The 24,527-nt window shown below is 55.7% G+C and carries 23 protein-coding genes; 5 read left to right on the top strand and 18 right to left on the bottom strand.

Going from position 1 to position 24,527, the window contains the following annotated elements; all coding sequences use genetic code 11:
- Positions 1 to 3: 3 nt before the first annotated feature.
- The 14 genes from G9Q38_RS01895 to G9Q38_RS01830 all read right to left on the bottom strand — a co-directional run bounded on the left by G9Q38_RS01895 (position 4) and on the right by G9Q38_RS01830 (position 12,125).
- Positions 4 to 795: an ABC transporter permease gene (locus tag G9Q38_RS01895; RefSeq protein WP_114419275.1), complete on the bottom strand. Its 792-nt coding sequence runs from the start codon at positions 793 to 795 to the stop codon at positions 4 to 6.
- The gene (locus tag G9Q38_RS01890; RefSeq protein ID WP_119441717.1) at positions 792 to 1,586 is read right to left on the bottom strand and encodes an ABC transporter ATP-binding protein; all 795 of its coding nucleotides are present in this window, start codon (positions 1,584 to 1,586) and stop codon (positions 792 to 794) included. The genes G9Q38_RS01895 and G9Q38_RS01890 overlap by 4 nt, the downstream gene beginning before the upstream one ends.
- Positions 1,587 to 1,693: 107 nt before the next feature.
- Positions 1,694 to 2,359, bottom strand: coding sequence for an MlaC/ttg2D family ABC transporter substrate-binding protein (locus G9Q38_RS01885; RefSeq protein WP_166132280.1), 666 nt, complete (start codon positions 2,357 to 2,359; stop codon positions 1,694 to 1,696).
- A 78-nt stretch (positions 2,360 to 2,437) separates the two neighbouring features.
- Entirely contained in the window at positions 2,438 to 3,298 is an 861-nt protein-coding gene (locus tag G9Q38_RS01880) for an MlaA family lipoprotein (RefSeq protein ID WP_166127253.1), read from the bottom strand.
- Between the two features lie 37 nt (positions 3,299 to 3,335).
- Complete coding sequence (gene mlaD, locus G9Q38_RS01875) at positions 3,336 to 3,824, bottom strand: outer membrane lipid asymmetry maintenance protein MlaD (RefSeq protein ID WP_114419279.1); 489 nt, start codon at positions 3,822 to 3,824, stop codon at positions 3,336 to 3,338.
- Between the two features lie 69 nt (positions 3,825 to 3,893).
- Positions 3,894 to 4,679: a lipid asymmetry maintenance ABC transporter permease subunit MlaE gene (mlaE, locus tag G9Q38_RS01870; RefSeq protein ID WP_119441715.1), complete on the bottom strand. Its 786-nt coding sequence runs from the start codon at positions 4,677 to 4,679 to the stop codon at positions 3,894 to 3,896.
- Positions 4,676 to 5,503 (bottom strand): ABC transporter ATP-binding protein, encoded by an 828-nt coding sequence (locus G9Q38_RS01865; RefSeq protein ID WP_166127250.1) that lies wholly within the window; start codon positions 5,501 to 5,503, stop codon positions 4,676 to 4,678. Before G9Q38_RS01865 ends, mlaE begins: the two co-directional genes overlap by 4 nt.
- An 87-nt stretch (positions 5,504 to 5,590) precedes the next feature.
- Positions 5,591 to 6,460 (bottom strand): intradiol ring-cleavage dioxygenase, encoded by an 870-nt coding sequence (locus G9Q38_RS01860; RefSeq protein ID WP_166127247.1) that lies wholly within the window; start codon positions 6,458 to 6,460, stop codon positions 5,591 to 5,593.
- A gap of 9 nt (positions 6,461 to 6,469) precedes the next feature.
- Positions 6,470 to 7,441 carry a gamma-resorcylate decarboxylase gene (gene tsdA / locus G9Q38_RS01855; RefSeq protein WP_166127244.1) on the bottom strand — a complete coding sequence of 324 codons (972 nt, stop codon included), beginning with the start codon at positions 7,439 to 7,441 and terminating at the stop codon, positions 6,470 to 6,472.
- A 33-nt stretch (positions 7,442 to 7,474) separates the two neighbouring features.
- The gene (locus tag G9Q38_RS01850) at positions 7,475 to 8,695 is read right to left on the bottom strand and encodes a flavin-dependent monooxygenase (RefSeq protein ID WP_166127242.1); all 1,221 of its coding nucleotides are present in this window, start codon (positions 8,693 to 8,695) and stop codon (positions 7,475 to 7,477) included.
- A gap of 35 nt (positions 8,696 to 8,730) precedes the next feature.
- On the bottom strand, positions 8,731 to 9,240 hold the full coding sequence (locus tag G9Q38_RS01845) for a flavin reductase family protein (RefSeq protein ID WP_166127239.1): 510 nt from the start codon (positions 9,238 to 9,240) through the stop codon (positions 8,731 to 8,733).
- A gap of 65 nt (positions 9,241 to 9,305) precedes the next feature.
- Positions 9,306 to 10,580 carry a TRAP transporter large permease gene (locus tag G9Q38_RS01840; RefSeq protein ID WP_166127237.1) on the bottom strand — a complete coding sequence of 425 codons (1,275 nt, stop codon included), beginning with the start codon at positions 10,578 to 10,580 and terminating at the stop codon, positions 9,306 to 9,308.
- A complete protein-coding gene (locus G9Q38_RS01835; protein WP_166127234.1) occupies positions 10,577 to 11,059 on the bottom strand; it encodes a TRAP transporter small permease in 483 nt (160 codons plus the stop codon). The genes G9Q38_RS01840 and G9Q38_RS01835 overlap by 4 nt, the downstream gene beginning before the upstream one ends.
- A gap of 55 nt (positions 11,060 to 11,114) precedes the next feature.
- Positions 11,115 to 12,125 carry a TRAP transporter substrate-binding protein gene (locus tag G9Q38_RS01830; RefSeq protein WP_166127231.1) on the bottom strand — a complete coding sequence of 337 codons (1,011 nt, stop codon included), beginning with the start codon at positions 12,123 to 12,125 and terminating at the stop codon, positions 11,115 to 11,117.
- Between the two features lie 239 nt (positions 12,126 to 12,364).
- On the opposite strand from G9Q38_RS01830, the gene G9Q38_RS01825 reads away from it, so the two are divergent.
- The gene (locus G9Q38_RS01825) at positions 12,365 to 12,796 is read left to right on the top strand and encodes a MarR family winged helix-turn-helix transcriptional regulator (RefSeq protein WP_166127228.1); all 432 of its coding nucleotides are present in this window, start codon (positions 12,365 to 12,367) and stop codon (positions 12,794 to 12,796) included.
- A gap of 89 nt (positions 12,797 to 12,885) precedes the next feature.
- Here the strand turns inward: G9Q38_RS01825 and G9Q38_RS01820 are convergent, their stop codons facing one another.
- The 4 genes from G9Q38_RS01820 to G9Q38_RS01805 form a co-directional block, all read right to left on the bottom strand.
- Entirely contained in the window at positions 12,886 to 14,349 is a 1,464-nt protein-coding gene (locus G9Q38_RS01820; protein WP_166127225.1) for a glutamate synthase subunit beta, read from the bottom strand.
- An 11-nt stretch (positions 14,350 to 14,360) separates the two neighbouring features.
- On the bottom strand, positions 14,361 to 19,088 hold the full coding sequence (locus G9Q38_RS01815) for a glutamate synthase-related protein (protein ID WP_166127223.1): 4,728 nt from the start codon (positions 19,086 to 19,088) through the stop codon (positions 14,361 to 14,363).
- Between the two features lie 180 nt (positions 19,089 to 19,268).
- Positions 19,269 to 19,970 carry a hypothetical protein gene (locus tag G9Q38_RS01810; protein ID WP_166127220.1) on the bottom strand — a complete coding sequence of 234 codons (702 nt, stop codon included), beginning with the start codon at positions 19,968 to 19,970 and terminating at the stop codon, positions 19,269 to 19,271.
- Between the two features lie 27 nt (positions 19,971 to 19,997).
- A complete protein-coding gene (locus G9Q38_RS01805) occupies positions 19,998 to 20,975 on the bottom strand; it encodes a LysR family transcriptional regulator (protein ID WP_166127218.1) in 978 nt (325 codons plus the stop codon).
- 138 nt (positions 20,976 to 21,113) lie between these two features.
- On the opposite strand from G9Q38_RS01805, the gene G9Q38_RS01800 reads away from it, so the two are divergent.
- The 4 genes from G9Q38_RS01800 (at position 21,114) to G9Q38_RS01785 (ending at position 24,464) form a co-directional block, all read left to right on the top strand.
- On the top strand, positions 21,114 to 22,367 hold the full coding sequence (locus G9Q38_RS01800) for an aromatic ring-hydroxylating oxygenase subunit alpha (protein ID WP_114419294.1): 1,254 nt from the start codon (positions 21,114 to 21,116) through the stop codon (positions 22,365 to 22,367).
- 2 nt (positions 22,368 to 22,369) lie between these two features.
- Entirely contained in the window at positions 22,370 to 22,843 is a 474-nt protein-coding gene (locus G9Q38_RS01795; RefSeq protein WP_166127215.1) for an aromatic-ring-hydroxylating dioxygenase subunit beta, read from the top strand.
- Positions 22,844 to 22,851: 8 nt separating this feature from the next.
- On the top strand, positions 22,852 to 23,184 hold the full coding sequence (locus G9Q38_RS01790) for a non-heme iron oxygenase ferredoxin subunit (RefSeq protein WP_166127213.1): 333 nt from the start codon (positions 22,852 to 22,854) through the stop codon (positions 23,182 to 23,184).
- 119 nt (positions 23,185 to 23,303) lie between these two features.
- Positions 23,304 to 24,464, top strand: a complete 1,161-nt coding sequence (locus G9Q38_RS01785; RefSeq protein ID WP_114419297.1) for an ABC transporter substrate-binding protein — start codon at positions 23,304 to 23,306, stop codon at positions 24,462 to 24,464.
- The last annotated feature ends 63 nt before the right edge of the window (positions 24,465 to 24,527 follow it).

Raw genomic sequence — 24,527 nt, 5'->3', positions numbered from 1 at the left:
ATTTTATGATCGCAGTTTGTAGCCGGCGGCCAGTAGGCGCATCGTGTAGGCGCACAACACAACGAACACCCCGGTTACGACCGCCAGGCTTGTCCAGGGGGAGACGTCGGATACGCCGAAGAACCCATAGCGGAAGCCGTCGATGGTGTAGAAAATGGGGTTGTAGTGCGACACGGCTTGCCAGAAGGGCGGCAGGCTGTGAATGGAATAAAACACACCCGACAAAAACGTGGCGGGCATAATCAGGAAGTTTTGAAAGGCGGCAAGTTGGTCGAACTTTTCCGACCACAGCCCGGCAATAATGCCCAGCGCGCCCATAATGCCGCAGGAAAGCATGGCGAACGCCAGAATCCACAGCAGGTTCTGCGGCGGCAGGTCGACAAACGGCAGGGAGACGGCCCAAATGCACAGCCCCACGGCCAGGCCGCGCAAAATGGCGGCAATTAAGTAGGCGGCGAAGAACTCTCGGTGCGAAATGGGCGGCAGCAGCACAAATACCAGGTTCCCGGTAATGCGGCTTTGAATAAGCGATGACGATGGGTTGGCAAAGGCGTTTTGCAACATGCTCATCATCATGAGGCCGGGAATGAGGAACGCGGTATACGGAATGGTGCCGTAAATTTGGACGCGGTCTTCCAGCACATGCGCAAAAATAAGCAAATACAGCAGCGCCGTGAGCACGGGGGCGGCCACGGTTTGAAAACCCACTTTCCAGAAGCGCATGATTTCCTTGCGCAGCAGGGTGGGAAAGCCGGAGCCCAGATCGGTGCGGGGTTGAATTAACGACTTGCTCATGCGGAGGCCTTTAGTGCATCTTCATTGTGCATAATGCGCACAAACGCGTCTTCCAGGTCGGCCCCGCCCACGCGGGCCAGCAGGGCTTCGGTGGTATCCAGCGCCACGATACGGCCGCTTTTCAGCATGGCGATGCGGCCACACAAGGCTTCGGCTTCTTCCAGGTAATGCGTGGTCAGCAAAATGGTGTGGCCTTCTTTATTCAGGCGCGAGATGAATTCCCACAAGGTGCGACGCAGGTCGACATCGACCCCGGCGGTGGGTTCGTCCAGAATAATGACCGGTGGACGGTGCACCAGCGCCTGGGCCACCAGCACGCGGCGTTTCATGCCGCCTGAAAGGGCGCGCATATTGGCGTTGGCTTTGTCGTCGAGCCCCAGGTTGTAAAGGATTTCGTCGATCCAGTCGTCGTTGTTGTGCAGGCCGAAGTAGCCCGATTGCAAACGCAGGGTTTCGCGTACGGTGAAGAACGGGTCGTACACCAGTTCTTGAGGCACGACGCCCAACGAGCGGCGCGCTTCTTTGTAGTCGGTAACAACATCGTGCCCGCATACACTGGCGCTGCCCGAGGTGGCGTGCGCCAAACCGGCCAGAATGGAAATCATGGTGGTTTTGCCGGCGCCGTTGGGCCCAAGCAGGCCGAAAAATTCACCGTGCTCAACGGTAAGGCTAACGTCGTTCAGAGCTTGAAAACCCGGGCGCTGCTTCATGCCGGGGCGCAAGAGCCCGCGCCACCCTGCCGAACGCGGCGGATAGACTTTTGATACGTGATTCAGACTGAGTGCGGACATAGATAAAAAAATCAACGCGAGGCATTAAGGGGCCTCGCAAAACCTCTATTGTAGTTTTTATTGGTATTTATTGCTGTTCAGGGTAGCGTGTACGTGCTGGGCGCCGTTTAACGCGCATTGTGCTGGTTCAGCGCCGTAATTAAGCCGTCAATACCGTTCTGGTTGATTTGCTGGGCGAACTGGTTGCGGTAGTTCTGAATCAGCCAGATCCCTTCTACATTCAGGTCGTAGATTTTCCAGCCGTTCGGGCTGTTTTCCATACGGTAATCCACATTAACGGGGGGGCCGTTGCGTTGGGTAAGCTGGGTGCGCACCACCACGTCTTCCGCTTCCGGGTCGCCACGAAACGGCAGCGGCTTGATTTCCGACACGTCGTCGGCTTGTTCCAGCGCACCGCTATAGGTGCGAATGAGGGTGCCCTTGAAAGCGTCGACTAGTTCCTGTTGCTGTTGTGGCGTGGCTTGGCGCCAATAGCGGCCGGCCGACAGGCGCGTGGTTTTTTCGAGGTCGACATACGGCAGAATGTATTCGTTAACTAACGCGTTAATGCGATTCAGGTCACCTGATTTTGCCTGGTCGTCGGCACGCAAGGCCGCCAGGGCGTTGTCGGCTACGGTTTTAACGAAGTCGTTGGGCGGCGCTTTGGCGTTCACTTGTTGCGATTGTGCTGTGGCGGTGGCGGGCAGTGTGGCCAGTGCGGCAACGCCGGTTATGCCGGTTATGCCGGTTATGCCGGCGATACCCACCAGGCCGGATGTACCCACAAGGCCCATTAAAGCCAGGCCTGAAAACGTGTTCTTAACTGCGCGCGTCAGTTTAAGCATGGAAATAAAGCTCCTTGGTTTATGAACCTACTGCTGGCCGGCCGGTTGCGGTGCGCCCGATGCGGAACCGGCAGTGCCATTTTCGTCGTTCATGTCTTCGTCGTCCGAGTAATCGGGCAACGTGTCGTTGGTTTCATACTTGGGCAGGCCTTCGGGCGTGGTGTTCGGGTCAACATGCTGGCCCTGTACCAGTGCCGCGCGGCGTTGGATGTAAGCGTCGCGAATAAAGGCGTAGCGGTCGAGCGCGATACGGTCGACCATTTCGTCGGCGCTAAGCAGGCTGGCGCGCAAGTCGACAACGGCTAGGGCAATAATGCTGTTGCGGACCGGAATGTTGTCGATGGCGAAGATGGGCGCGTAAGGCGGTGAGTAATCGTAGGCGAACCAGGCGACGGTGCTGGTACCGTCGCGCAGGTTGCTGGCCCCCAGGAACGGCAGTACCACGTAAGGCCCGGGCCCGAAGCCCCATACGCCCAGGGTGATGCCGAAATCGTTTACAACGCGGGGTACGCCTTTCATGGAGGCTACGTCGATACAGCCGCCGATGCCCAGCGTGGAGTTCATGAGTACCCGGCCGAACGAGTTAATGCCGTCGAATGCGCGACCTTGCAGGAAGCTGTTGAAGGAGGACCAGACGTCTTTGAAATTGTTGAAGATGTTGCTGACACAACTGCGGGCCGGTTGCGGCACCACTGCCTCATAGCCTTGTGCAATGGGCTTCAGGAAGGCCTTGTCGACCGTGTCGTTAAAGGCAAACATGCTGCGGTTGTAGCTTTCCCAGGGGTCGTTCGGGCTGGGGTTGGGTACGTGTACGCAACCGGCAACAGCAACGGTTAGGGCCAGCACAGGCAGCACCCTGGAAAGGCGTGAGCGGAGCGGCGTGGGCATTGATATTTTCATTTTGCGCTTCTCTGTTTTGCGTATTTTATTGTGGATCTTGCAACGGTTGGGGTGTGCCCTGGTCGCTGGCTGAACTGTACAGGAACTTGCTGATGAGTTCTTCAAGCACCACGGCACTTTGCGTAAACTGAATGGTACCGCCGTTTTCCAGCATTTTGTCATCTCCGCCGGGTGTCAGGCCAATATATTGTTCACCCAGCAGGCCCGAAGTAAGGATTGAAGCGGAGGAGTCGGACGGAAATTCGTATTGCGATTCGACGTCCATGGTAACCAGTGCCTGATAGCGCTGGTTGTCGAATGAAATGGATGCCACCCGGCCGACCACCACGCCGCTGCTCTTCACGGGCGCCCGTACTTTAAGGCCGCCCAGGTTGTCGAAATAACCCTGCACCTGGTAGTTGGACGCAAATGAAAACGAGCTGAGGTTGCCTGCCCGCAATGCCAGGAACACCAGGGCAAGAATGCCCAGCAGCACGAAAAGGCCTACCCAGAAATCGGTTTTAACACGTGTCATGATGGTTTGTTCCGTTAATGTGTTCGTTCCGTCATTAAAACAATGGTTTGGCGTGGGGTTGGGGTGAGCTTAATTGCTGAACATCAAGGCGGTGAGCAGGAAGTCGAGCCCCAGTACTACCAGCGCGCCGCTGACCACCGTGCGGGTGGTGGCATGAGCCACGCCTTCGGGTGTGGCTTTGGCGTTCCAACCTTCGTATAGCGCAATTAAGGTTACCGCGGCGCCGAAAATAACGCTTTTCACTACGCCGTTGGCCACGTCTTTGAAAATGTCTACGCCGTTTTGCATTTGCGACCAGAAAACGCCTGCGTCGATGCCGATCATGAGCACGCCCACCACCCAGCCGCCGATGATGCCGACCATGGAAAAGACGGCTGCCAGAATGGGCATGGCAATAAAGCCGCCCCAGAATCGCGGGACCAATACACGTCGAATCGGGTCAACCGCCATGACTTCCATGGCAGCCAGTTGCTCGCCGGCTTTCATCAAGCCGATTTCAGCCGTTAACGAGGTACCGGCCCGCCCGGCGAAGAGCAACGCGGTTACCACGGGGCCCAACTCGCGCACTAGCGACAGCGCCACCAGTAAGCCCAGGGCTTCTTCCGAGCCATAACGATTGAGTGTGTAATAGCCTTGCAGGCCCAGCACAAAGCCAACAAACAAGCCCGATACGGCAATAATAATGAGCGAGTAGTTACCGATGAAGTGGATTTGCTGAGCCACCAGCCCAGGGCGTTTCAGCGCGGAGCCGCTGCGCGCCAGAATGGCGATGAACAAACGGGTGAACGCGCCTAGCGACACAATCGATTCGCGGATGTGGCGGCCAATGGCGCTGATGAAATTCACGATGCTCATGAACGCCCCTTTTTATTCAGCCAGTTTTTGAACGCGGGCGTTTCCGGATAATTGAAGGCAATGGGGCCGTCGGGTTCGCCGGTAAGGAATTGTTCAATGTACGGGTCGGTGGATTCGCGCATTTCCTGAGGTGTGCCGTGCGCCAGCAGTTTGCCTTGGCCCACAATATAGATGTGGTCTGCAATGGCGAACGAGTCGGCCACGTCGTGGGTAATAAGAATAGAGGCGCAATTCAGGCGGTTGGTGAGATCGCGAATGAGCCGCGCGGTGATCCCCAGGGAAATCGGGTCGAGCCCGGCAAAGGGCTCGTCGTACAGAATTAGTTCGGGTTCCAGCACAATGGCGCGCGCCAGCGCCACGCGCCGGGCCATGCCGCCGGAAATTTCGTTAATGCCCAAGTGTGCCGCAGCCCGCAGCCCCACATCGTTCAGCTTTTCCAGTACCTTGGCGGTGATTTCGTCTTCCGACAGCGCGGTGTGTTCACGTAAAGGGAAGGCTACGTTTTCAAACACGTTCAGGTCGGTGAACAAGGCGCCTTGCTGGAACAGTACACCCATGCGCTGGCGCAGGGACTGCAATTGGCTGTGCGAGGTGTCGGCAATGTTCTGCCCGAATGCATGAATGGTGCCTTTTTGGGCGAAGATTTGCCCCGTGGCCGCGCGCAACAGTGTGGTTTTGCCCGAGCCCGAGCCGCCCATCATGGCCACGACCTGACCTCGACAAATGTGCATGTCGATGTCTTTGAGCACGGTGAAGTCACCATAGCCCAGTGCGGCATTCGAAAACCGCAGTAGCTCGTTCTGTTGCGTGGCTTCTGGCGTCATAGGCTTAGGGTTGGAAATTTAGCGTTGCATTGTAGCCCACAACCATACAACATCGGCCACCTCTGTTTCCAGAGGCGGCCGGTGAAATTAAACAAGTTTGAAGTGCCAGTCGACACGCCAGTGCGGTACGTCCAGGGTGGGTGCGGCGGTTTTGTCGGGCGAGCCAATAAACTGAAAGTCGGCCACCAGGCTTTCTTTCACGCCGAATACGGCGTCTTGATCAAGGTATTGGCAATCGGGCGTGAAAATATGAGTGATGATGGGCTCGTAGCCGGGGGCGGTAATAATGAAGTGAATATGGGCGGCGCGGTTGGGGTGGCGCCCCATTTGGGTTAACAGCTTTCCTACCGGGCCGTCATCGGGAATCGGGTAGAAACGGGGTTTAACCGAGCGGAACCAAACGTTGCCGTTCTCATCGCTGGTGAATTTGCCGCGTAAGTTCCAGTCGGGCTGAATGTCTTTTTGTTGTACGTCGTAGAACCCGTCGTCGTTGGTTTGCCATACATCGACGACCGCACCGGGTATAGGCTCACCTTGCGTATTGGTGATTTTCGCCACGAATAACAGGGGCTCGCCTTTGCCGTCCAGGCAAATGTTTGCACCGTTCTTGTATTGAGGCGCGTCGCTAACATGAAAGGGGCCCAGAATGGTGTTTTCCGTTGCGCCCGAGGGGCGTCGGTGGTTGATGGCGTCGACCAGCATCGAGACACCCAGAATATCCGAGAGCAAAATGAACTCTTGCCGCCAGTCGGTACACATGTGCCCGGTGTCGGTCAGGAATTGGATGGCTTTGGCCCATTCTTCATGCGTGGGCTCAATTTCTTTAACCGCTGCATGTAAATGACGAACAATGGTGTCCATCACTTGACGCAGCCGGGGGTCGGCCGCGTCGGTCATGCGCGCGTTTACAACTTCTGCTGAATGAGCTTCGGTGAATAAGGGGTAGCGCTGTGACATAAAAGTGATTTACAGATTGAATAAAGACTTGGCATTGGTACGACCGATTTTTTGTCGATCCGCTTCGGAAATGGTGGCAACGTCGAACCAATCTGCGGCGTGGTCCACGTTTTCGAAAGGCCAGTCGGTTGAGAACAAAATACGGTCGGACCCAATTTCCAGCATGGCGTCGACCAGGGTTTGGGTACGGAAATTTCCTGATGTCGTGATGTAGAAATTTTCGTTGAAGTAGTCGGCAATGCGGCGTTTGGCGGGGTAGTTCGGCGCAACTTTAACCCATGCATTGCGGTTGTCGATTCGCCACATCATGTAAGGAAGCCCCTCGCCCATGTGGCCCAGAATAATTTGCAGGTTCGGATGTTTGTCGAACAGGCCCGAACCCATCAGGCGCAGGGCGTGAACGGCTGTTTCCTGGGCGAAGGCCCATGTGGGGCCCATCAACCAAGGGTGCCCTTCATAAATACGGCTGTCTTGCGGTAGTGGGTTGCGGGGGTGCAGGTAGAAAGGCACATTCAGTTTCGCGACGACCGACCAAAAGTCCAGGTACTCGGGCAGATCGTAATATAACGGTGTGGTGGCATCGCGTTGGCTGAAGCCATTCACCAGCGCCCCAACGAACCCAAGTTCGTTCACGCACCGTTCCAGTTCGCGCGAGGCCGCTTCAGGGTCTTGCAAAGGCAGGGCGGCGAAGGCGCGAAAGCGATCGGGGCGTTTGGCGCATTCTTCTGCCAGCGCGTCGTTGGCGCGCTTGGCAATGTCGATTGCACGGGGCACGTCGGCAATGGCCTGAACCGCGGGGGCATTCAACGACAGAATCATGGTTTCAATGCCATGCTTGTCCATTAAGTCCAAACGTTGGCCGTGGATATCCAAAAGCCGTTTTTGCAACTCTTCCCAGTAATCGCCCGGCACAAAGCCGGCCGAGTCCATGAGGGTGTCGGGAATAGCGAAATGTTCTTCTAAAGCGATTTTTCCTTGCATGTTTGCTCCTGTTGGTTGGTTCGTTATTGTGATTTAGTATTGGCCTTTGGGGTCGAGCCCGAAAATATGTTGTCCCACCATGGTGCCGACCGCGTCCCAGTTCATACTAATATGGCGCCCCACCGCGTTGGCATCGCGCCAGGCTCTTTGAACGGGGTTGCTCATGTTCAATCCAAGGCCGCCTGTTGAAGCATTCAGCGCCTCTACGGCACGCAATGAAAGGTGTACGGCGAATGACTGCCCGCGACGGCTGAGAATGCGATCGTCGACCGAGAATGGTTCGTTCTGTGCAGCCAAGTGCTGGGCCCGTTCGACATCGCGCAATAGAATTTCACGTGCGGCGTCGACGCTGGCGGCGGCTTCGGCCACGCGTAATTGGATTGTTGGAAATTCGGCCATTCTGCTGTTGCCGCCGGCAACCGCACCACGGGTGACCCGACGGCCGACAGAGTCGACATAGCTTTCCAGCGCGCCTTTTGCCGCGCCGACTGCGGTGGACGCCAGGCACGAAGGGATGCCGGTGAGCAGCGGCATATTGAAAAGAGACTGCCCTTTGTAAACGTCGGCGCCGGGTGTTCTGCCGGTGACGGCCTGGGGGAAGGTCAGAACGCGGTGGGCGGGTACGTTCACTTTGTCGAGCACCAGCGTTTTGGAGCCGGTGCCGGCCAGCCCTACGACGTCCCATGTGTCGTCGATGGTGTATTGGCTTGCGGGCACAAGCAAGAATGCGGGCACCGGATTTTTGCCGTTTTCGGCGGGAAGAATGGCCGCGCAGAGCGACCATTGCGCATTGTCGCAACCGCTGGCGAAGCTCCAGCGGCCGCTTAATTGATAGCCGCCTTCAATTTTGTCGGCCATGTTAACGGGGGCGTAAGACCCGCACAGCAAAGCGTTGGGGTTGTTGTCCCACACATCGGCCTGCGCTTCCTTTGGGAACATGGCCAGCAGCCATTGGTGTGCAGACAGCAGGCCTGCAACCCAGCCGGTTGCGGCACACGCGGCAGACACATCAATATTGGCATCTACTAACTCGGTAAATGGAAGGGCGTGCCCGCCAAACGCTTTGGGTTTCACGGCATCGAAATAGCCGATTTGCCGTAGGGCGTCGATGTGCGCGGCGGGTACGCGCCGTGCTTTTTCAGTATTAAGCGCATTGCTGCGGAACATTTCGGCGAGTTCGGCAACCTTGTGTTTCAAAGTTGTTTGCGTGCTGCGGGTTTGGTCGGTGACGGTTTCGAGGGCTTCGGCGTTCATGTTGTGATGTCTCCAATATAAGGATGTTGTGCGCCTCACACGGTGGGGTGAGCGCTGCAGTATTTAGCGTTTTCATACAACAACGGGCAGGTTTGATCTGAAACGAACGCGTCGGTGACCTGCCCGATGAAAAGGGTGTGCGTGCCATACGGAACGGCGACGGTTCGTTTGCATATCACTCGGGCGTGCGCGCCCTGCAGGGTCATCAGCCCTGACGCATGCTTAATCCAGTGCCCCGCCTCGAATCTTTCTTCCGGGCTGACTTTGCCGCTGAACGCGTCCGACAGTTCAACCTGGCCTTTGGCCAGGACGTTGACCGCAAAGTGAGGCTGATGCTGAAGCATTTCATGCAAATAAGTGCGGTTGTTCAGGCACACCAGTAACGACGGCGGGTCCATTGAGACGGACGTGACCGCGGTTGCCGTCATGCCGTGATCAACCCCATTCATGTGGCTGGTAATGATGGTGACGGTTGCCGGGTATTGCCGCATCATGGCGCGAAAGTTATCGCGGACGGCATCTTGGGGATTAGCGACGGTATCCATGTTGTCTCCTGTGTTCTTATGTGTGAACATTATAATTGCATAAGCAACTATTGCAAATGCAATTATTACATCAGTAGATCCACGCCGAATTGCGATATGCCGGGAAGATAGGTAACCGCAAGCAAGGCAATGAAATACAAGATCAGGAAGGGGGTAATGCCGCGATAGATGGTGGTAAGCGGCGTATGAAACAATGATTGCATAACAAATATGTTGATGCCGAACGGCGGCGTGAATAATCCGATGGCCAGGTTAAGCGTTAGGATCATGCCGAAATGGATGGGGTCGATGCCTGCAGCGGCGGTGATGGGCACCAGCAATGGGCTGAGCAGCAAAATGGCCGAGAGCGGGTCGAGCACGCAACCGATCAGCAATAGCAACAGGTTAATGACCATGAGTAATTGCCAGCTTGCCAAATCGGCTTCGGTAATCCATTGCACGAGCTGGGTGGGGATTTGATTAACCGTAATCATCCACGAGAAAACACCGGCGCAGGCCACGATAATGAGTATTTGGGCACTGAAGCGAACCGTGCTGACGGCCGCGTCAAGCAACCCTTTTAAGGTGAGGTCGCGCAGGGCGACAACAGTAACCAGGGCGGCATATAAACAGGCCACGGCTGCGGCTTCAGTGGGTGAAAACACGCCGCCGTATATGCCGCCGATAATCACAACCGGCACCCCAAGCGCCCACACGCCTCGTTGAAAAGAACGGATGAATTGTTTAAGCCCGAAGCTTTGGGCGTTGTCGTTCCGGTTCCGGCGCCCGACCCAAAAGCAATACAGCGTAAGCAGTGCGATAACCAGTAAGCCGGGCCCGATGCCGGCGGCGTAAAGCCGGGGGATCGATTGATCGGCCGCTGCGGCGTAAACAATCATGGGAATGGATGGCGGCAGAATGACGCCTGCCGCACCAACGGAAACCAACAGGCCGGATGAAAAGCCATCGTTGTATCCTGCATTCTTCATCGATGGATACATGACTTTGCCGACCGTTGCCACAGAAGCCGCTCCCACGCCGCTGATGGCGCCGAAAATGGCACCCGCACCCACTGCGGTAACGGGAATTTTCCCGGGAACCTTGCCGATGGAGGCACTGACCAGACCCACGAGCCGTTCGGCAATGCTGCCGCGATCCATAATTTCACCGGCAAAGATAAAAAACGGCAGCGCCAGCAAGGCATAAACGTTCACCGATGCAAACAGGGTTTGCTGCAGCACCATTAAAGGGACGTTCATGAACAGCACAAGTGTTGCCGTTGCGGCAGTAAGCAGCACCAGGAATATGGGAAAACCCAATAACAGCAGAAAAACAGGTAGAAATCCCAGCGTCCAGGTCATGACGACGTCCCTTTGTTCCGGCTAAGTTCAATCAGGCGAAGAAAGGCCATAAGGGTGATGGCAACGAATGCAAGTGTGATGGTTCCGTGCGGTATCCACATGGGGATATCGGCCATGCCGCTGTGTTGGTTCATGTTGTAAAGGCGTTGCACGAAGCCGAAAGAGGCCCAGGCCATAATGCCGCACACAATAATGGTTAATAACGATTCAGCAATCGACAGGTAGCGTTTTTGTGCAGGCCGCAGATAATGCGCCAGTACGTCCATGCGCAAATGCTGTTGTTCGTTGCTAACGCACAAGGTGCCCAGGAAGGCGATGATGACCATGGCGAATACCTGCAGTTCGTCGCTGCCCAGGTAGGCTTCGTTGAAAAAATAACGGGAAAAAATGTTGGCGCAGTTAAGCAACACAGCCGCGATTAATAGCAAAGCAAGTGCCACTTTAATGACGCCGCAGGTTCGGGCAATCATGGAAGACATAGATGACTTTGGTGGAGATGGGCCGGGGAGCGATTAAACGCTCCCCGCATAGCGCTTACTTGCTGTTGATTTTTTGTTGAGCTGCTTCGAACGCCGCTATTTCAGCTTTTAGCGCCGGGTTGGCCTTGAATACCTCCGGCATAACGGCTTCCACCGCCCCTAAATAGGCTTTTTGTTCCTGGTCGGAAAGCGTAATGACTTCGCCGCCGTTTTCCTTCCATATCTCGATGGCTTTGTTCACCGCCGTGGTATTCCATTTGTTCGCAACAGGCAATGCATTCCTGGCTTCTTCACGAACAATCGCAGCTAATTCCGGCCCGATTTTGTCAAGGAACAGGTTGCTGGCCACGGCCGTCACAATAAGATAGCTTTCGGGCAAAACCGTTAAGGGTTTGGCCACGTCGTAAAACTTCCCGGTGGTGTAGACCGGAACGCCTGCAAGCAACCCATCGACGGTGCGCATTTGCATGGCGGGAAGCACTTCGCCCAGTGGCATTGAAACGGGGGCCGCACCCAGTTTTTCATAGGGCGCCACATACAGCGGTGACGGCCCGGCCACGCGTATTTTCTTACCTTGAAGGTCGGCTGCCGTACGTACACCATCGACGGTTAGCAAGCCGAGGGGTCCATGTGGAAAGGCGGCAATGGTGGTGACGCCTTTATCGTTGCCGTATTGGCTGATTCGGTCGAGTATGGCCGGGTCAGACAACACGCGCTGGGCGGACTCAAAACTGCTGAACAAGCCGGGGACATCGAAAACCTCAAAGCGCGGATCAAGCTTTACAAAAAAGCCTGAGGCCGGTGCGGTGACTTCGATGGTTCCGAATACGACACCTTCAACCGTTGCGGGGATTTGCCCGAGCTGGTTCGCTGGGTAGATCTCCACTTCGATCTTGCCATCGGATTTTTTCTCAACGCCTTCCTTGAAGGTTTGCATCCATTTAAGAATGACATCGTTGTTCGTGGGCGATGAAACTTTTAATGTGAATGCCTGCGCACCCACACTTGCAACGCTTAGTCCAACAGTTAAAGCCGCAGCCAATAGTTTTTTATGCCATTTCAGCATGAGTCTCCTCCGTATATTTCGGGGCATATTTTTGTCCCGTTAGTTTTAAAACCTGACGATACTTTCTTATTATTTACAACATTTGTCAATACAAATGTTGATATAAAAACATTTGTATTTTCAATTTATGGGAAAATAATGCCGTTCGGAAAGGCTCCGATAGAATGTTGTCTGGCGCCTCTGTTGTTTGTCTTGCCGGCCGTCGTGCCAATCAATTAATCCAATAGAAAAACACTGCCATGAAATATCGTTTTACGACCTCTTTTCCCTATTTGCTCAACCGGGTGGGTGTGAGAATGGGCGAGCTTTTCTCGAAGCGTCTTCTCGAGTATGAATTGACGTTGCCGATGTATCGGGTGATGGCGGTATTGCGGCAGGAGGGCGCCCAAAATTTGGGTGACCTGAGCGAGATGGTGACGGTGGAGGTGTCAACTCTTTCCAGGCTGATCAGTTCGATGCAGCGTAAGGGGTTGGTGCTGCGGGTCAGGCCCGAACATAACGGGCGAACGGTGAGCATTACGCTAACCGAAAAAGGTGAAAAACTGGTAGACCAACTTATGCCGCTGGCCGCGCATTTTGAAACGGTCGGCACCAAAACGTTTACTGCCGAGGAAATCAAATGGCTGAAGCAGGCATTAATTCAGATTCATCAGAATCTGGAAGAGCTTTAGCCTTACGTATTTGGGCCACACACCGCATGTTGCAGTGCATGGCCCAAAGGCAATAAAGCAGCCTGAAAAAGAATGCTTTAACGTAAGGGTTAACGCGGTAGCGTGGAAGCCCCCATCAGGAACTCATCAACTGCACGTGCGGCCTGACGGCCTTCGCGAATAGCCCACACGACCAAAGACTGACCACGGCGCATGTCGCCGGCGGCGAACACTTTGCTGTCGCTGGTGCGGTAGTCTTCGGTATTGGCTTTGGCGTTACCGCGGTTGTCCAGCTCAATGCCGAACGAATCCAGGACGTTTTTCATGGGAGAAACGAACCCCATGGCCAACAGAACCAGGTCGGCTTTCAGTTCAAACTCCGAACCTTCCACTTCACGCATTTTCATTTGGCCGGTGGCTTTGTCTTTAAACCATTCCACGCGCACGGCGGTGAGTTTTTCCACTTTGCCGCCTTTGCCTTCAAAAGCTTTGGTGGAAACGGCCCAGTCGCGCTCGCCGCCTTCTTCCTGGGAAGAAGAGGTACGAAGTTTTAGCGGCCAGTAGGGCCAGGTAAGGTCTTTGTCTTCCGACTCGGGCGGGCGGGGCATGAGTTCGAACTGGGTTACCGAGGCTGCGCCATGACGATGGCTGGTGCCTACGCAGTCGGAGCCGGTGTCGCCGCCGCCGATCACAATAACGTGCTTGCCTTTAGCCGAGATTTGCTTGGCCACGCGGTCGCCGGCGTTGGCTTTATTTTGTTGGGTCAGGAACTCCATGGCGAAGTGGATGCCGTTCAGATCGCGCCCGGTAATAGGCAGGTCGCGCGGGCTTTCCGCACCACCGGTAAGGACCACGGCGTCGAATTCTTCTTTAAGCGATTCCGGAGTACGCACGGTTAGGCCTTCGCCTGCGTCGGCTTCATTGCCGACATAGGTTGACGATTGAAACTCCACGCCTTCCGCTTCCATTTGTGCCAGACGGCGGTCGATGTGCGACTTTTCCAGTTTGAAGTCGGGGATACCGTAACGCAGCAGGCCGCCGATGCGGTTGTTCTTTTCGAACACCGTCACGGAATGGCCGGCGCGCGCCAGCTGCTGGGCACAGGCCAGCCCGGCGGGGCCGGAGCCGACGACCGCCACTTTTTTCCCGGTTTTGCGGTTAGGGGGCTCGGGGGCGACCCAACCTTCTTGCCAGCCTTTGTCGATAATGGCGTGCTCAATCGACTTGATGCCCACGGCGTCGTCATTGATGTTCAGGGTGCAGGCCGCTTCGCAGGGAGCGGGGCAGATGCGGCCGGTGAACTCGGGAAAGTTGTTGGTGGAATGCAGCACTTCCAGCGCGCGGGCCCAGTCTTGCTGGTACACCAGGTCGTTGAAGTCGGGAATAATGTTATTCACCGGGCAGCCGCTGGTACAGAAGGGAATGCCGCAATCCATGCAGCGCGCCCCTTGTACTTTGGCGTCTTCGTCGGAAAGCGTAATCACAAACTCTTTCCAGTGCTTTACGCGCTCTTTCGGTGCTTGTTGCGCCTCGGAGAGGCGCTCGAATTCAAGAAATCCAGTAATTTTGCCCATTGTTCTATTCCTTAGGCAGCAATTTGATCGGCGTTCGCAGCTTCCCACAACTCTTTCAGGGCGCGGCGATACTCTTTCGGCATGACTTTCACGAAGGCCTTGCGGGCGCGCGACCAATCGCTGATGATGTCGCGCGACAGCAGGCTGCCGGTGTAGCGGTAGTGGTTTTCAATTAAACGACGCAAAATGGTTTCGTCGGTTTCACGCTCGCCATCGCGGGTGGCGCTGTGCCAGCTTTCCATGTGCACCGTTTCTGATTGCTCGGCATGCGGCAAGACAGTTTCCAGATCAACCATGGCCGGGTTGCAGCGTTTTTCGAAGACGCCGTCGGGGTCGTAAACGTACGCTACGCCGCCCGACATGCCGGCACCGAAGTTGCGGCCGGTTTCACCCAGTACTACCACCGTGCCGCCGGTCATGTATTCACAACCGTGGTCGCCGGTGCCTTCCACAACGGTTGCGGCGCCGGAGTTACGCACCGCGAAACGCTCGCCGGCCACACCGTTAAAATAGGCTTCGCCACCCAGCGCACCATACAACACGGTGTTACCCGCAATAATGTGCTCGGGGCCCGGGCCGCGGAAGTCGTTCGGTGAGCGCACGATAATGCGACCACCCGATAGGCCCTTGCCGACGTAGTCGTTGCCTTCACCCACCAGGTCGAGCGTGATGCCGTGTGCCAGGAAGGCACCGAAGCTTTGCCCGGCCGTACCATTGCACTGAATATGAATGGTGTCGTCGGGCAGGCCGTCGTGACCGTACTTGGCGGCCACCACACCCGAGAGCATAGTGCCCACGGTGCGGTTGCGGTTGCGCACGGGGGTAATGAACGACACCTTTTCGCCTTTTTCGATGGCCGGCTTGCTGCGTTCGATGAGCAAGTGATCCAGCGCCTTATCCAGACCGTGGTCTTGATCTTCAGTTTGATACAGCGGCTCGTTGCTGGGGATGGTTTCGAATACGCGCGAGAAATCGAGCCCCTTGGCTTTCCAGTGCTCAATAGCAGGAGCCGTGTTGAGCAGGTCGGCGCGGCCGATGAGTTCATCGAACGTGCGAATGCCCAGTTGCGCCATGATTTCGCGCACTTCCTCGGCGACGAAGAAGAAATAGTTCACCACGTATTCGGGTTTGCCGGAAAACTTCTTGCGCAGGACGGGATCTTGCGTGGCCACGCCGACGGGGCAGGTGTTCAGGTGGCATTTACGCATCATGATGCAGCCTTCCACCACCAGCGGCGCGGTGGCGAAACCGAACTCATCGGCACCCAGCAGGGCGCCGATGACGACGTCGCGACCGGTTTTCATCTGGCCGTCGGCCTGTACACGGATACGGCTGCGCAGGGCGTTCAGTACCAGCGTTTGTTGGGTTTCAGCCAAGCCAAGCTCCCATGGGGAACCGGCGTGCTTGATGGAAGACAAGGGTGATGCACCCGTGCCGCCGTCGTGGCCGGCAATCACCACGTGATCGGCCTTGGCTTTGGCCACGCCGGTGGCAATGGTGCCCACGCCCACTTCAGCCACCAGCTTTACGGAAATGGCGGCTTTCGGGTTCACGTTCTTCAGGTCGTGAATGAGCTGGGCCAAGTCTTCAATAGAATAGATGTCGTGGTGCGGCGGAGGCGAAATAAGGCCCACACCGGGTACCGAGAAGCGCAGCTTGGCAATGTATTCCGACACTTTGTGGCCGGGCAATTGGCCGCCCTCGCCGGGCTTGGCACCTTGCGCCATTTTGATTTGAATTTGATCGGCGCTGGTGAGGTATTCGGCCGACACACCAAAACGCCCCGAGGCCACCTGTTTGATGCGCGAACGTAAAGAGTCGCCCGCCTGCAGGGGGATGTCGGCTTCGATGAGGTCTTTGCCCAGGAAGGAGCCGAGCGTGTCGCCTTTCTTGATAGGGCTTTTGCCGGAATCCATTTCGGTGCGGTAACGGCGTTGGTCTTCACCGCCTTCACCGGTGTTCGATTTGCCGCCGATACGGTTCATGGCAATGGCCAGTACCGAGTGTGCTTCAGTGGAAATGGAGCCCAGCGACATGGCGCCGGTGGCAAAACGTTTAACAATTTCTTTGGCCGGTTCCACTTCCGACAGCGGGATGGCTTTGGCGGGATCGACCTTGAATTCAAACAGGCCGCGCAGGGTCATGTGACGACGCGACTGGTCGTTGATGAGCTGGGCGTACTCTTTGTAGGTGTTGTAGTTGTTGGCGCGGGTGGAGTGTTGCAGCTTGGCAATGGACTCGGGGTTCCACATATGCTCTTCACCGCGAATGCGGAAGGCATATTCGCCGCCGGCTTCCAGGTCGTGCGCCAGGACAGGGTCGTCGCTGAAGGCGGCTTTGTGAATGCGCAGCGCTTCTTCGGCCACTTCAAAAATGCCGATGCCTTCAACGTTGCTGGGCGTGCCCAGGAAGTATTTGTTGACCAATGCCGTGCTAAGACCGATGGCTTCAAATATTTGCGCGCCACAGTACGACATGTAGGTGGAGATGCCCATTTTGGACATGACCTTGTTCAGGCCTTTGCCCACGGCTTTGATGTAGTTCTTGATGGCGGTGTCGCCGTCGTCCAGGGTGGCCAGGGTTTCCAGCGCCAGGTAGGGGTGAACGGCTTCGGCGCCGTAACCGGCCAAACAGGCCACATGGTGCACTTCGCGTACCGAACCGCTTTCCACGACGAGGCCGGTATTGGTGCGCAAGCCTTCGCGAATGAGGTGCTGATGCACGGCCGAGGTGGCCAGCAGGGCGGGGATGGCGACGCGTTCGGCGTCGACCTTGCGGTCGGTGACAACCAGAATGTTGTAACCGCTGCGTACGGCGTCGGCCGCGTTGGCGCACAGTGAGGCGAGGTAGGCTTCGATGCCTTCGGAGCCCCACTCAATCGGGTAGGTGATATCAAGCTCGTAGCTGCGGAATTTGCCCGAGGTGATGGTTTCAATGTTGCGGATTTGCGCCATGGCGGCGAAATCGAGCACGGGCTGATGAATTTCCAGGCGCAGCGGCGGGTTCACGTTGTTGATGTCGAGTAGATTGGGTTTAGGCCCAATAAATGACACCAACGACATGACCAACTGTTCACGAATGGGGTCGATCGGCGGGTTGGTAACCTGCGCAAAACGCTGGCGGAAGTAGTTGTAAAGCGGCTTGGGCCGGTTCGACAACACGGCCAGCGGCGTGTCGTTACCCATGGATCCGGTGCTTTCTTCGCCTTTGGCGGCCATGGGCTCCAGCACGAATTTGACGTCTTCCTGCGACCAGCCGAACGCTTGCTGGCGGTCGAGCAGCGACACGTTGGATTGCGGCTGTTCGTCGTATTTGGGTGTGGGTAAGGTATCGAGTTTGATACGCAGACGTTCGATCCACTGGCGATAGGGGCGCGAGTTCGACAGGCGCGATTTGATTTCGTCGTCGTCGATAATGCGGCCTTGTTCCAGATCGATCAGGAACATTTTGCCCGGCTGTAAACGCCATTTCTTAACAATGCGGTGTTCGGGAATAGACAGCGTACCGGCTTCCGACGCCATGACGACCAGGTCGTCGTCGGTAATAAGGTAGCGGGCGGGGCGCAGGCCGTTGCGGTCGAGCAGCGCGCCGATTTGGCGCCCGTCGGTAAAGGCCACGGCAGCGGGGCCGTCCCAGGGTTCCATCATGGCGGCATGGTATTCGTAGAAGGCGCGGCGGCTTTCGTCCATGTCGGTATGCTGTTCCCAAGCCTCGGGAATCATCATCATCATGGCATGGGCCAGTGAATAGCCCGACATGACCAGCAATTCCAGACAGTTGTCGAAGGTGGCCGTGTCGGACTGGCCTTCGTACACAATGGGATAGAGCTTTTTCAGGTCGTCGCCCAGCACAGCCGATTGCATGACCCCTTCGCGGGCACGCAGCCAGTTGAAGTTGCCTTTCACCGTATTGATTTCGCCGTTGTGGGCGATCATGCGGTAGGGGTGAGCCAGCGGCCAGGCGGGGAAGGTATTGGTGGAAAAACGCTGGTGTACCAGCGACAGGGCGGAAACGGCGCGCGTGTCGGCCAGGTCGCGGTAATACAGGCCAACCTGGTTGGCCAGCAACAAACCTTTGTAGACCACCGTACGCACCGATATGGACGGGACGAAGTATTCCTGGCCGTGCGCCAGCTTCATGCGATTAATGGCGTGGCTGGCGGCTTTACGAATAACGTACAGTTTGCGTTCCAGCGCGTCGGGCACCATGATGTCGGTGCCGCGCCCAATGAACAGCTGGCGAATGACCGGCTCTACGGCTTTTACCGTAGGCGACATGGGCATTTCCGAATCAATGGGTACATCGCGCCAACCCAAAACAACCTGGCCTTCGTCGCGCACCGCGCGTTCCAGTTCACGTTCACAGGCCAGGCGCGAAGCGGTTTCCTTGGGCAGGAACACCATGGCTACACCGTATTCCCCGGGCGGGGGCAGATCAATGCCTTGTGTGGCCAGCTCTTCGCGGTACAGGGCGTCGGGGATTTGAATAAGAATACCTGCACCGTCGCCCATGAGCTCGTCGGCGCCCACGGCGCCGCGGTGGTCGAGGTTTTCCAGGATTTTCAGGCCTTGCTGAATAATGGCGTGCGTGGCCTTGCCTTTAATGTGGGCGACAAAGCCCACACCACAGGCGTCGTGTTCATAAACGGGGTTGTACAGGCCTTGTGCACGGGGCAGGCCGATGCGGGAAGCATCGATGGCCACTTCTTGAGCGACAGGCTTTGCAGGATGGTTGGACATAGAAAAACTCCTGTTTTTCCGCATGGGTTTCGCGGTGAAGGCCTAGAAATTAACGCGATATCAGGAACTTGGCAAGTGTTTTTAATTAGGGTGCGTCCCTAATTAAATCCAATTCGATGAGCTCGCCATATAATTGGGGACAGTCTTTAAGTAATGGATTTTAGGTAGGCGGTGGTGCACTTATGACGCGGCGGTAGTGTTTTTGCGGGGGCGGCCCCGTTTCGCGGGCGTGATGCGGCGGCTGACAATAGGCGCCAGGTTGTTTAGAAAGGTGTCGTCGCCCAACGCCCATTGGCCGAATAAGGCTTTTTCGATGTGTTGTCGTTGAGAAGCGCTTAGGCCTTTGTTCAACTGATTTCTGAATGTGGCCTGCCGTTCGAAGGGGGTATTGCCTAACTCCCAGTAATCGGGATGGTCAGTGGCCCAGGTGTGGGGCTTTAGGTTCAGGCCGGTATGGTAGGCGGCGGATGACCATGGCCAGTTCTCGGCATGATCAACAAGGCCGCGTTGGACGGGTTGGGTGTCAAGCCACACCAGTACCGGCAATACCCAATTGCCCGGCTGCACCAGGGCGCTGCGATAACGCCCTTCAAATACCCTGCCTGTTTTCAAGCGGGTGGCGTAGCGTCGGCCGATAGCCTGCATTAAACGGGCGATGCCGGGCCGTTGGGTGGGGGTGGCCAGAAAAACAAGGCGGTCGGTTAATAAGGCCCAGCCATGAACCACAACATGGTGTTCATGGGCACAATTACGCAGCCAGTCGGACAGCATATCCAGGGGTTCAACGGGTGTGGGCTCGTCTGCACCGGCTAATGCCTCAACGAAATAAGCCTGCACTAATTGTGGCGTGTTAGGAGCGTAGAGTCGTGCCAGGCGTGCCATAGGAAGGATGCCGGATTTTAAAAGGGGTTACAGACCGAACTCGAAGCGTGTGTGTTCAAGCGTCGGGTCTTTATCGTGAAACATGCGGTAAACCAGTTCGCGCAGCCAACGATGCCCGGGGTCGTTGTGAACCCGCGCGTGCCAGTACTGTGAAATAGTGTATTCGGGAAATTCAATAGGTGGTTCGATAACCTTGATGTTGTTAACGATGGAGTAAGACTCGGCCAGCATGGTTGGAATGGTGACGATTAAATCGGTGCTGGCCACAATTAGTGGAATCGCCAGGAAATGGGAAAGGCGCAACGCCACCCGGCGCTGATAGCCCTTTTTCACCAGCGTGCTCTCGATAATATCGTGTCCTGAACCTGGCGCCGACACGACCGCATGGGGCATGTTCAGGTAGTCATCCAGGGTAATGGTGTCTTTAATTTTCGGATGGTCGCGTCGAACAATGCAGACGTACGACCGGCGAAAAAGCTGTTGTTGGTAGCTGTCGGCAAACAGGCCGTGAATAAAGCCCAGCGCCAGATCGGCTTTTCCGGTTTCCAGTGCTTCGCGGATATCTCTGACCGGCAATTGCGCGGTATTCAGGTTCACGTTGGGCGCCACCCGGCTCAGTTCCATGAGCATGGCGGGTAGAAAAACGCGGGCGCCGATGTCCGTCATGATGATGTGAAACGTACGCGTTGAGGTGGCTGGGTCGAAATGGTGGTCATGGTTCAGCGATTTGCGCAGTAAACCGAGTGCTTCAAGAATGGGTTCTTTGAGCTCTTGGGCAAACGCGGTGGGTTCCATGCCATGCGACGTACGCACAAACAATGGGTCGCTGAACATATCCCGCAGTTTTTTCAGGCATACGCTCATGGCGGGTTGGGTTAGCCCGATTGATTCGGCCGCCGCGGTGACATTGCGATGAATGACCATTGCTTCGAACGTAAGCAAAAGCTTGATGTTCAGGTCCGTAATATTCATTTTTTCATATACACGACATAACCGATACGACATGGACACCCCGGTAGGGGGCTAATACATTGGACACATAAAGACGCTTTACCAGCTTTGCGATTCGCGCCGCAGTGCATACCTCCGAATCATACGAGTTAGTGGGGCTGGTATCAACGTTAAGATCAAAGGAGAGCAGACATGAACGATCCACGTCCATTGCCGCAGATGTCGGAGCCCAAAGTTTGGAAAACGGAGGGGACATCTCGTGTGCCGTTTTGGTTATACACCGATGAGGACATTTACCAACGCGAGTTAGAGCGTTTGTTCTATGGCCCCCATTGGAGCTATCTGGGGCTGTCGTGTGAGATCCCGAATCCAGGCGATTTCAAGCGTACCTGGATTGGCGAGCGCAATGTTCTGATGGTACGTGACGAAAACGGCAGCGTGAATGTGATTGAAAACCGGTGTGCGCATCGCGGTGTTCAGTTTTGCCGCGAAGCCACGGGCAATCGCAAGGAGTTCGTCTGTCCTTATCACCAGTGGAATTATGACTTGAAGGGTAATTTGCTGGGCGTACCTTATATGCGTGGTATTAAAGGTAAAGGGGGTATGCCAAGCGACTTCAAACGCGACGAACACGGCCTGCGCAAGTTGCAGGTTACCGAGCGAAACGGGGTGGTGTTCGCCAGCTTCGATCCGGATGTTGAAGATTTCGAAACATTTCTGGGTCCTACGATGTTGAAGTATTTCGACCGGGTGTTTAACGGGCGCAAACTGACTGTGCTTGGCTACAACCGTCAGCGCGTGCCGGGTAACTGGAAGTTGATTCATGAAAACCTGAAAGACTGTTACCACCCCGGGCTGCTGCACACCTGGTTTGTGAACTTCGGCTTGTGGCGCGCTGATAACGAATGCGAAAACGTCATGGACGAACAGCGTCGCCATTCGGCGATGGTGACGGTACGCAATCAGGGCGGCAAAGGCGAGGCAACGGCGGGCGTGGCCAGTTTCCGTGAAGACCTGAAATTGAATGACGGCCGCTTTCTCGATGTGGAAGACGAGGCTTGGTGGAACGGCCCAAGTGCTGTCATTCACAGCATTTTCCCCAGTTTGATTATTCAGCAACAGATCAATTCGGTTGCCATGCGCCAGGTCATTCCGCGCGGGCCGCGCAATTTTGACTACATCTGGACACATATCGGGTTTGAAGAAGATACGCCCGACATGACCCAGCGCCGGCTGTATCAGGCCAACTTGTTTGGCCCGGCCGGTTTTGTATCGGGTGATGACAGCGAAGTGATGGGCATGGTGCAAGACAACATGCATACCGATAAAGACGGCTTGCACCTGGTGCAGTTAGGCGGACGTGGTGTTGAAGATACCGATACCCACGTTTCTGAAACCCTGATTCGGGGCATGTACCACTACTACCGTAAAGTGATGGAGATCTGAGGATGGACGACGTCAAGCTGCAACTGGAAGTACAGAATTTGTACAGCGATTATGTGTTTTGCGTAGACAACACCAAGTTTGAAAAATGGCGTGGTTTCTTTACTGACGATTGCGTGTATCGCATTGTCTCGCGTGAAAACTTCGACGCACAAAACCCGATGTCGACACTCAAGCTGGAAGGCCAGGCAATGATGATAGATCGTGTGCACGGCATGAACGACACCATCATGCACGTGCCTTATTACCAGCGGCATATTGTGAGTCCGCCCCGTATTCACCGCGTTGAAAACAATATGATTCATGCCGAAGCGAATTATGTGGTGGTGCGCTCGCGAGACGATACGTTTTCCGAGGTCTTCAATACCGGGCGTTATCTGGATGTGCTGGTAAAGGCCGGTGAAACGTTGAAGATTAAAGAGCGTGTCTGTGTTTTCGACGGCGATCTTGTCCCCAATTCAATTGTTTATCCCTTGTGAGGCTGTGTATGAGTGGCGATATCGAGACTTTGGGCCCTGAGTGGGCGTGCGTGGCGCAAACCGATGACCTGGAAGACGAGGAGGCCCTCGGCGTTCAGGTCGGCGAAACGACGGTGGCGCTTTACAAGGTTGAGGGCGCGTTCTTCGCCACGCACGGGATTTGTAGTCATGAGTTTGCGCACCTTGCGGAAGGCTTTCTGGAGGGGTGCGAAATTGAATGCCCATTACATCAGGCGCGTTTCGACGTTCGAACGGGCCAGGCAATGTGCAGGCCGGCAACCGAGCCGATTCAGGTGTACCCGGTGAAGGTTGTGGGTAGTGATGTGTATGTAAAAGTGTGACAGCAACAGTGTGTGTAGCAGCAGTGTGTGTAGGAATGACAGCAACATCTTAAGCCCCAGGGCTTACCACGAGAAATGGGGCCGGCTTATGCCGCGCCCCGCCTAGAAAGGAGACATAGATGTATAAGAAGTTCATTCGGAATACGCTTTTGGCGAGCTGTTTAGGCCTGGGTGTGGCGTCTTTTGCGTATGCACAAGACACAATTAAAATTGGTATTATTCAACCGCTCACAGGGTCTGTGGCGGCGTCGGGTAACTTCGTGCTTAACGGCGCGAAGATTGCGGTTGATTACATCAACAATAATGGCGGCGTTCTTGGTAAAAAGCTTGAGCTGGCGGTGGCTGACAACAAAAGTAATCCAACGGAATCGGCCAATGCCGCAGAAAAGCTGATTGTGCGTGACAAGGTTCCCGTTCTGATTGGGTCATGGGGGTCGACTTTTACGCTTGCTACATTGCCCAAGTTAATGGAGTACAAGATCCCGATGGTGGTTGAAACCGCGGGGGCCGACAAAATCACAACGTCGGGCAATCCTTATGTATTTCGCATCTGCCCCACCAATGATATGGAAGCAACCAGTTTTGCGCGCCATATCGAACCGTTGGGCATCAAGAAAGCCGATATTCTGGTGGTGAATAATGACTGGGGCCTGGGTTCTGCTTCTTCAATAAAGCGGATTCTGAAAGAGAAAGGTCTGGCGGTTGGCAAGGAACTCACCATGGATCATAGCGCCCAGGATATGTCATCGCAGTTATCCGAGATTCGCGGGTCCGACGCCGATACGCTTTTCATCGTCACTGCGGTGGAGCAACTGACGTTGGTGCTGAAGCAGGCCGAGGGCCTCGGGTTGAAGAAAGAGAACATCATTACGCTTGGCGGTTCGCAGAGCCCTGACCAGTTGATTGCCCATGCCGGTAGCGCAGTTGAAGGCACGATGCATAACGTGATGTTTGCGCCCTGGTTCCCCGAAGCATCGGCCGACCCGGAGTTAGCGAAGTTCTTCGTTCAGGAATGGAATGAGCGCGGGCTGGATAAAGCCGGTTTAACCGAAAGTTTCCGTGGTTTTGATGCGGTACGTACCGTTGCCGCCGCTATTGAAGAGGCAGGCGTGGTTGATTCCGACAAAATTCGCGAGGCGCTTTGGGACGTGGAACTGACCGGCTTGAACGGGCCGATTGAGTTCCGTGAGTCGGGGCCTGAGGGGCGCGAGAGCGGCCAGAGCTATCCCAATACGTTCCTGGTTAGAATTCAGGATGGAGAAATTTCACTGGTTGAATAACCCCTTGTAGGGCAACCCCCTACTTTGTGTATGATGACCTTTTGCAAACGTGGCAACAAATCG

The sequence above is a fragment of the Pusillimonas sp. DMV24BSW_D genome (assembly GCF_011388195.1).
Classification (GTDB): Bacteria; Pseudomonadota; Gammaproteobacteria; order Burkholderiales; family Burkholderiaceae_B; genus Neopusillimonas; species Neopusillimonas aestuarii.
This window is presented reverse-complemented; position numbering and strand designations above follow the sequence as displayed.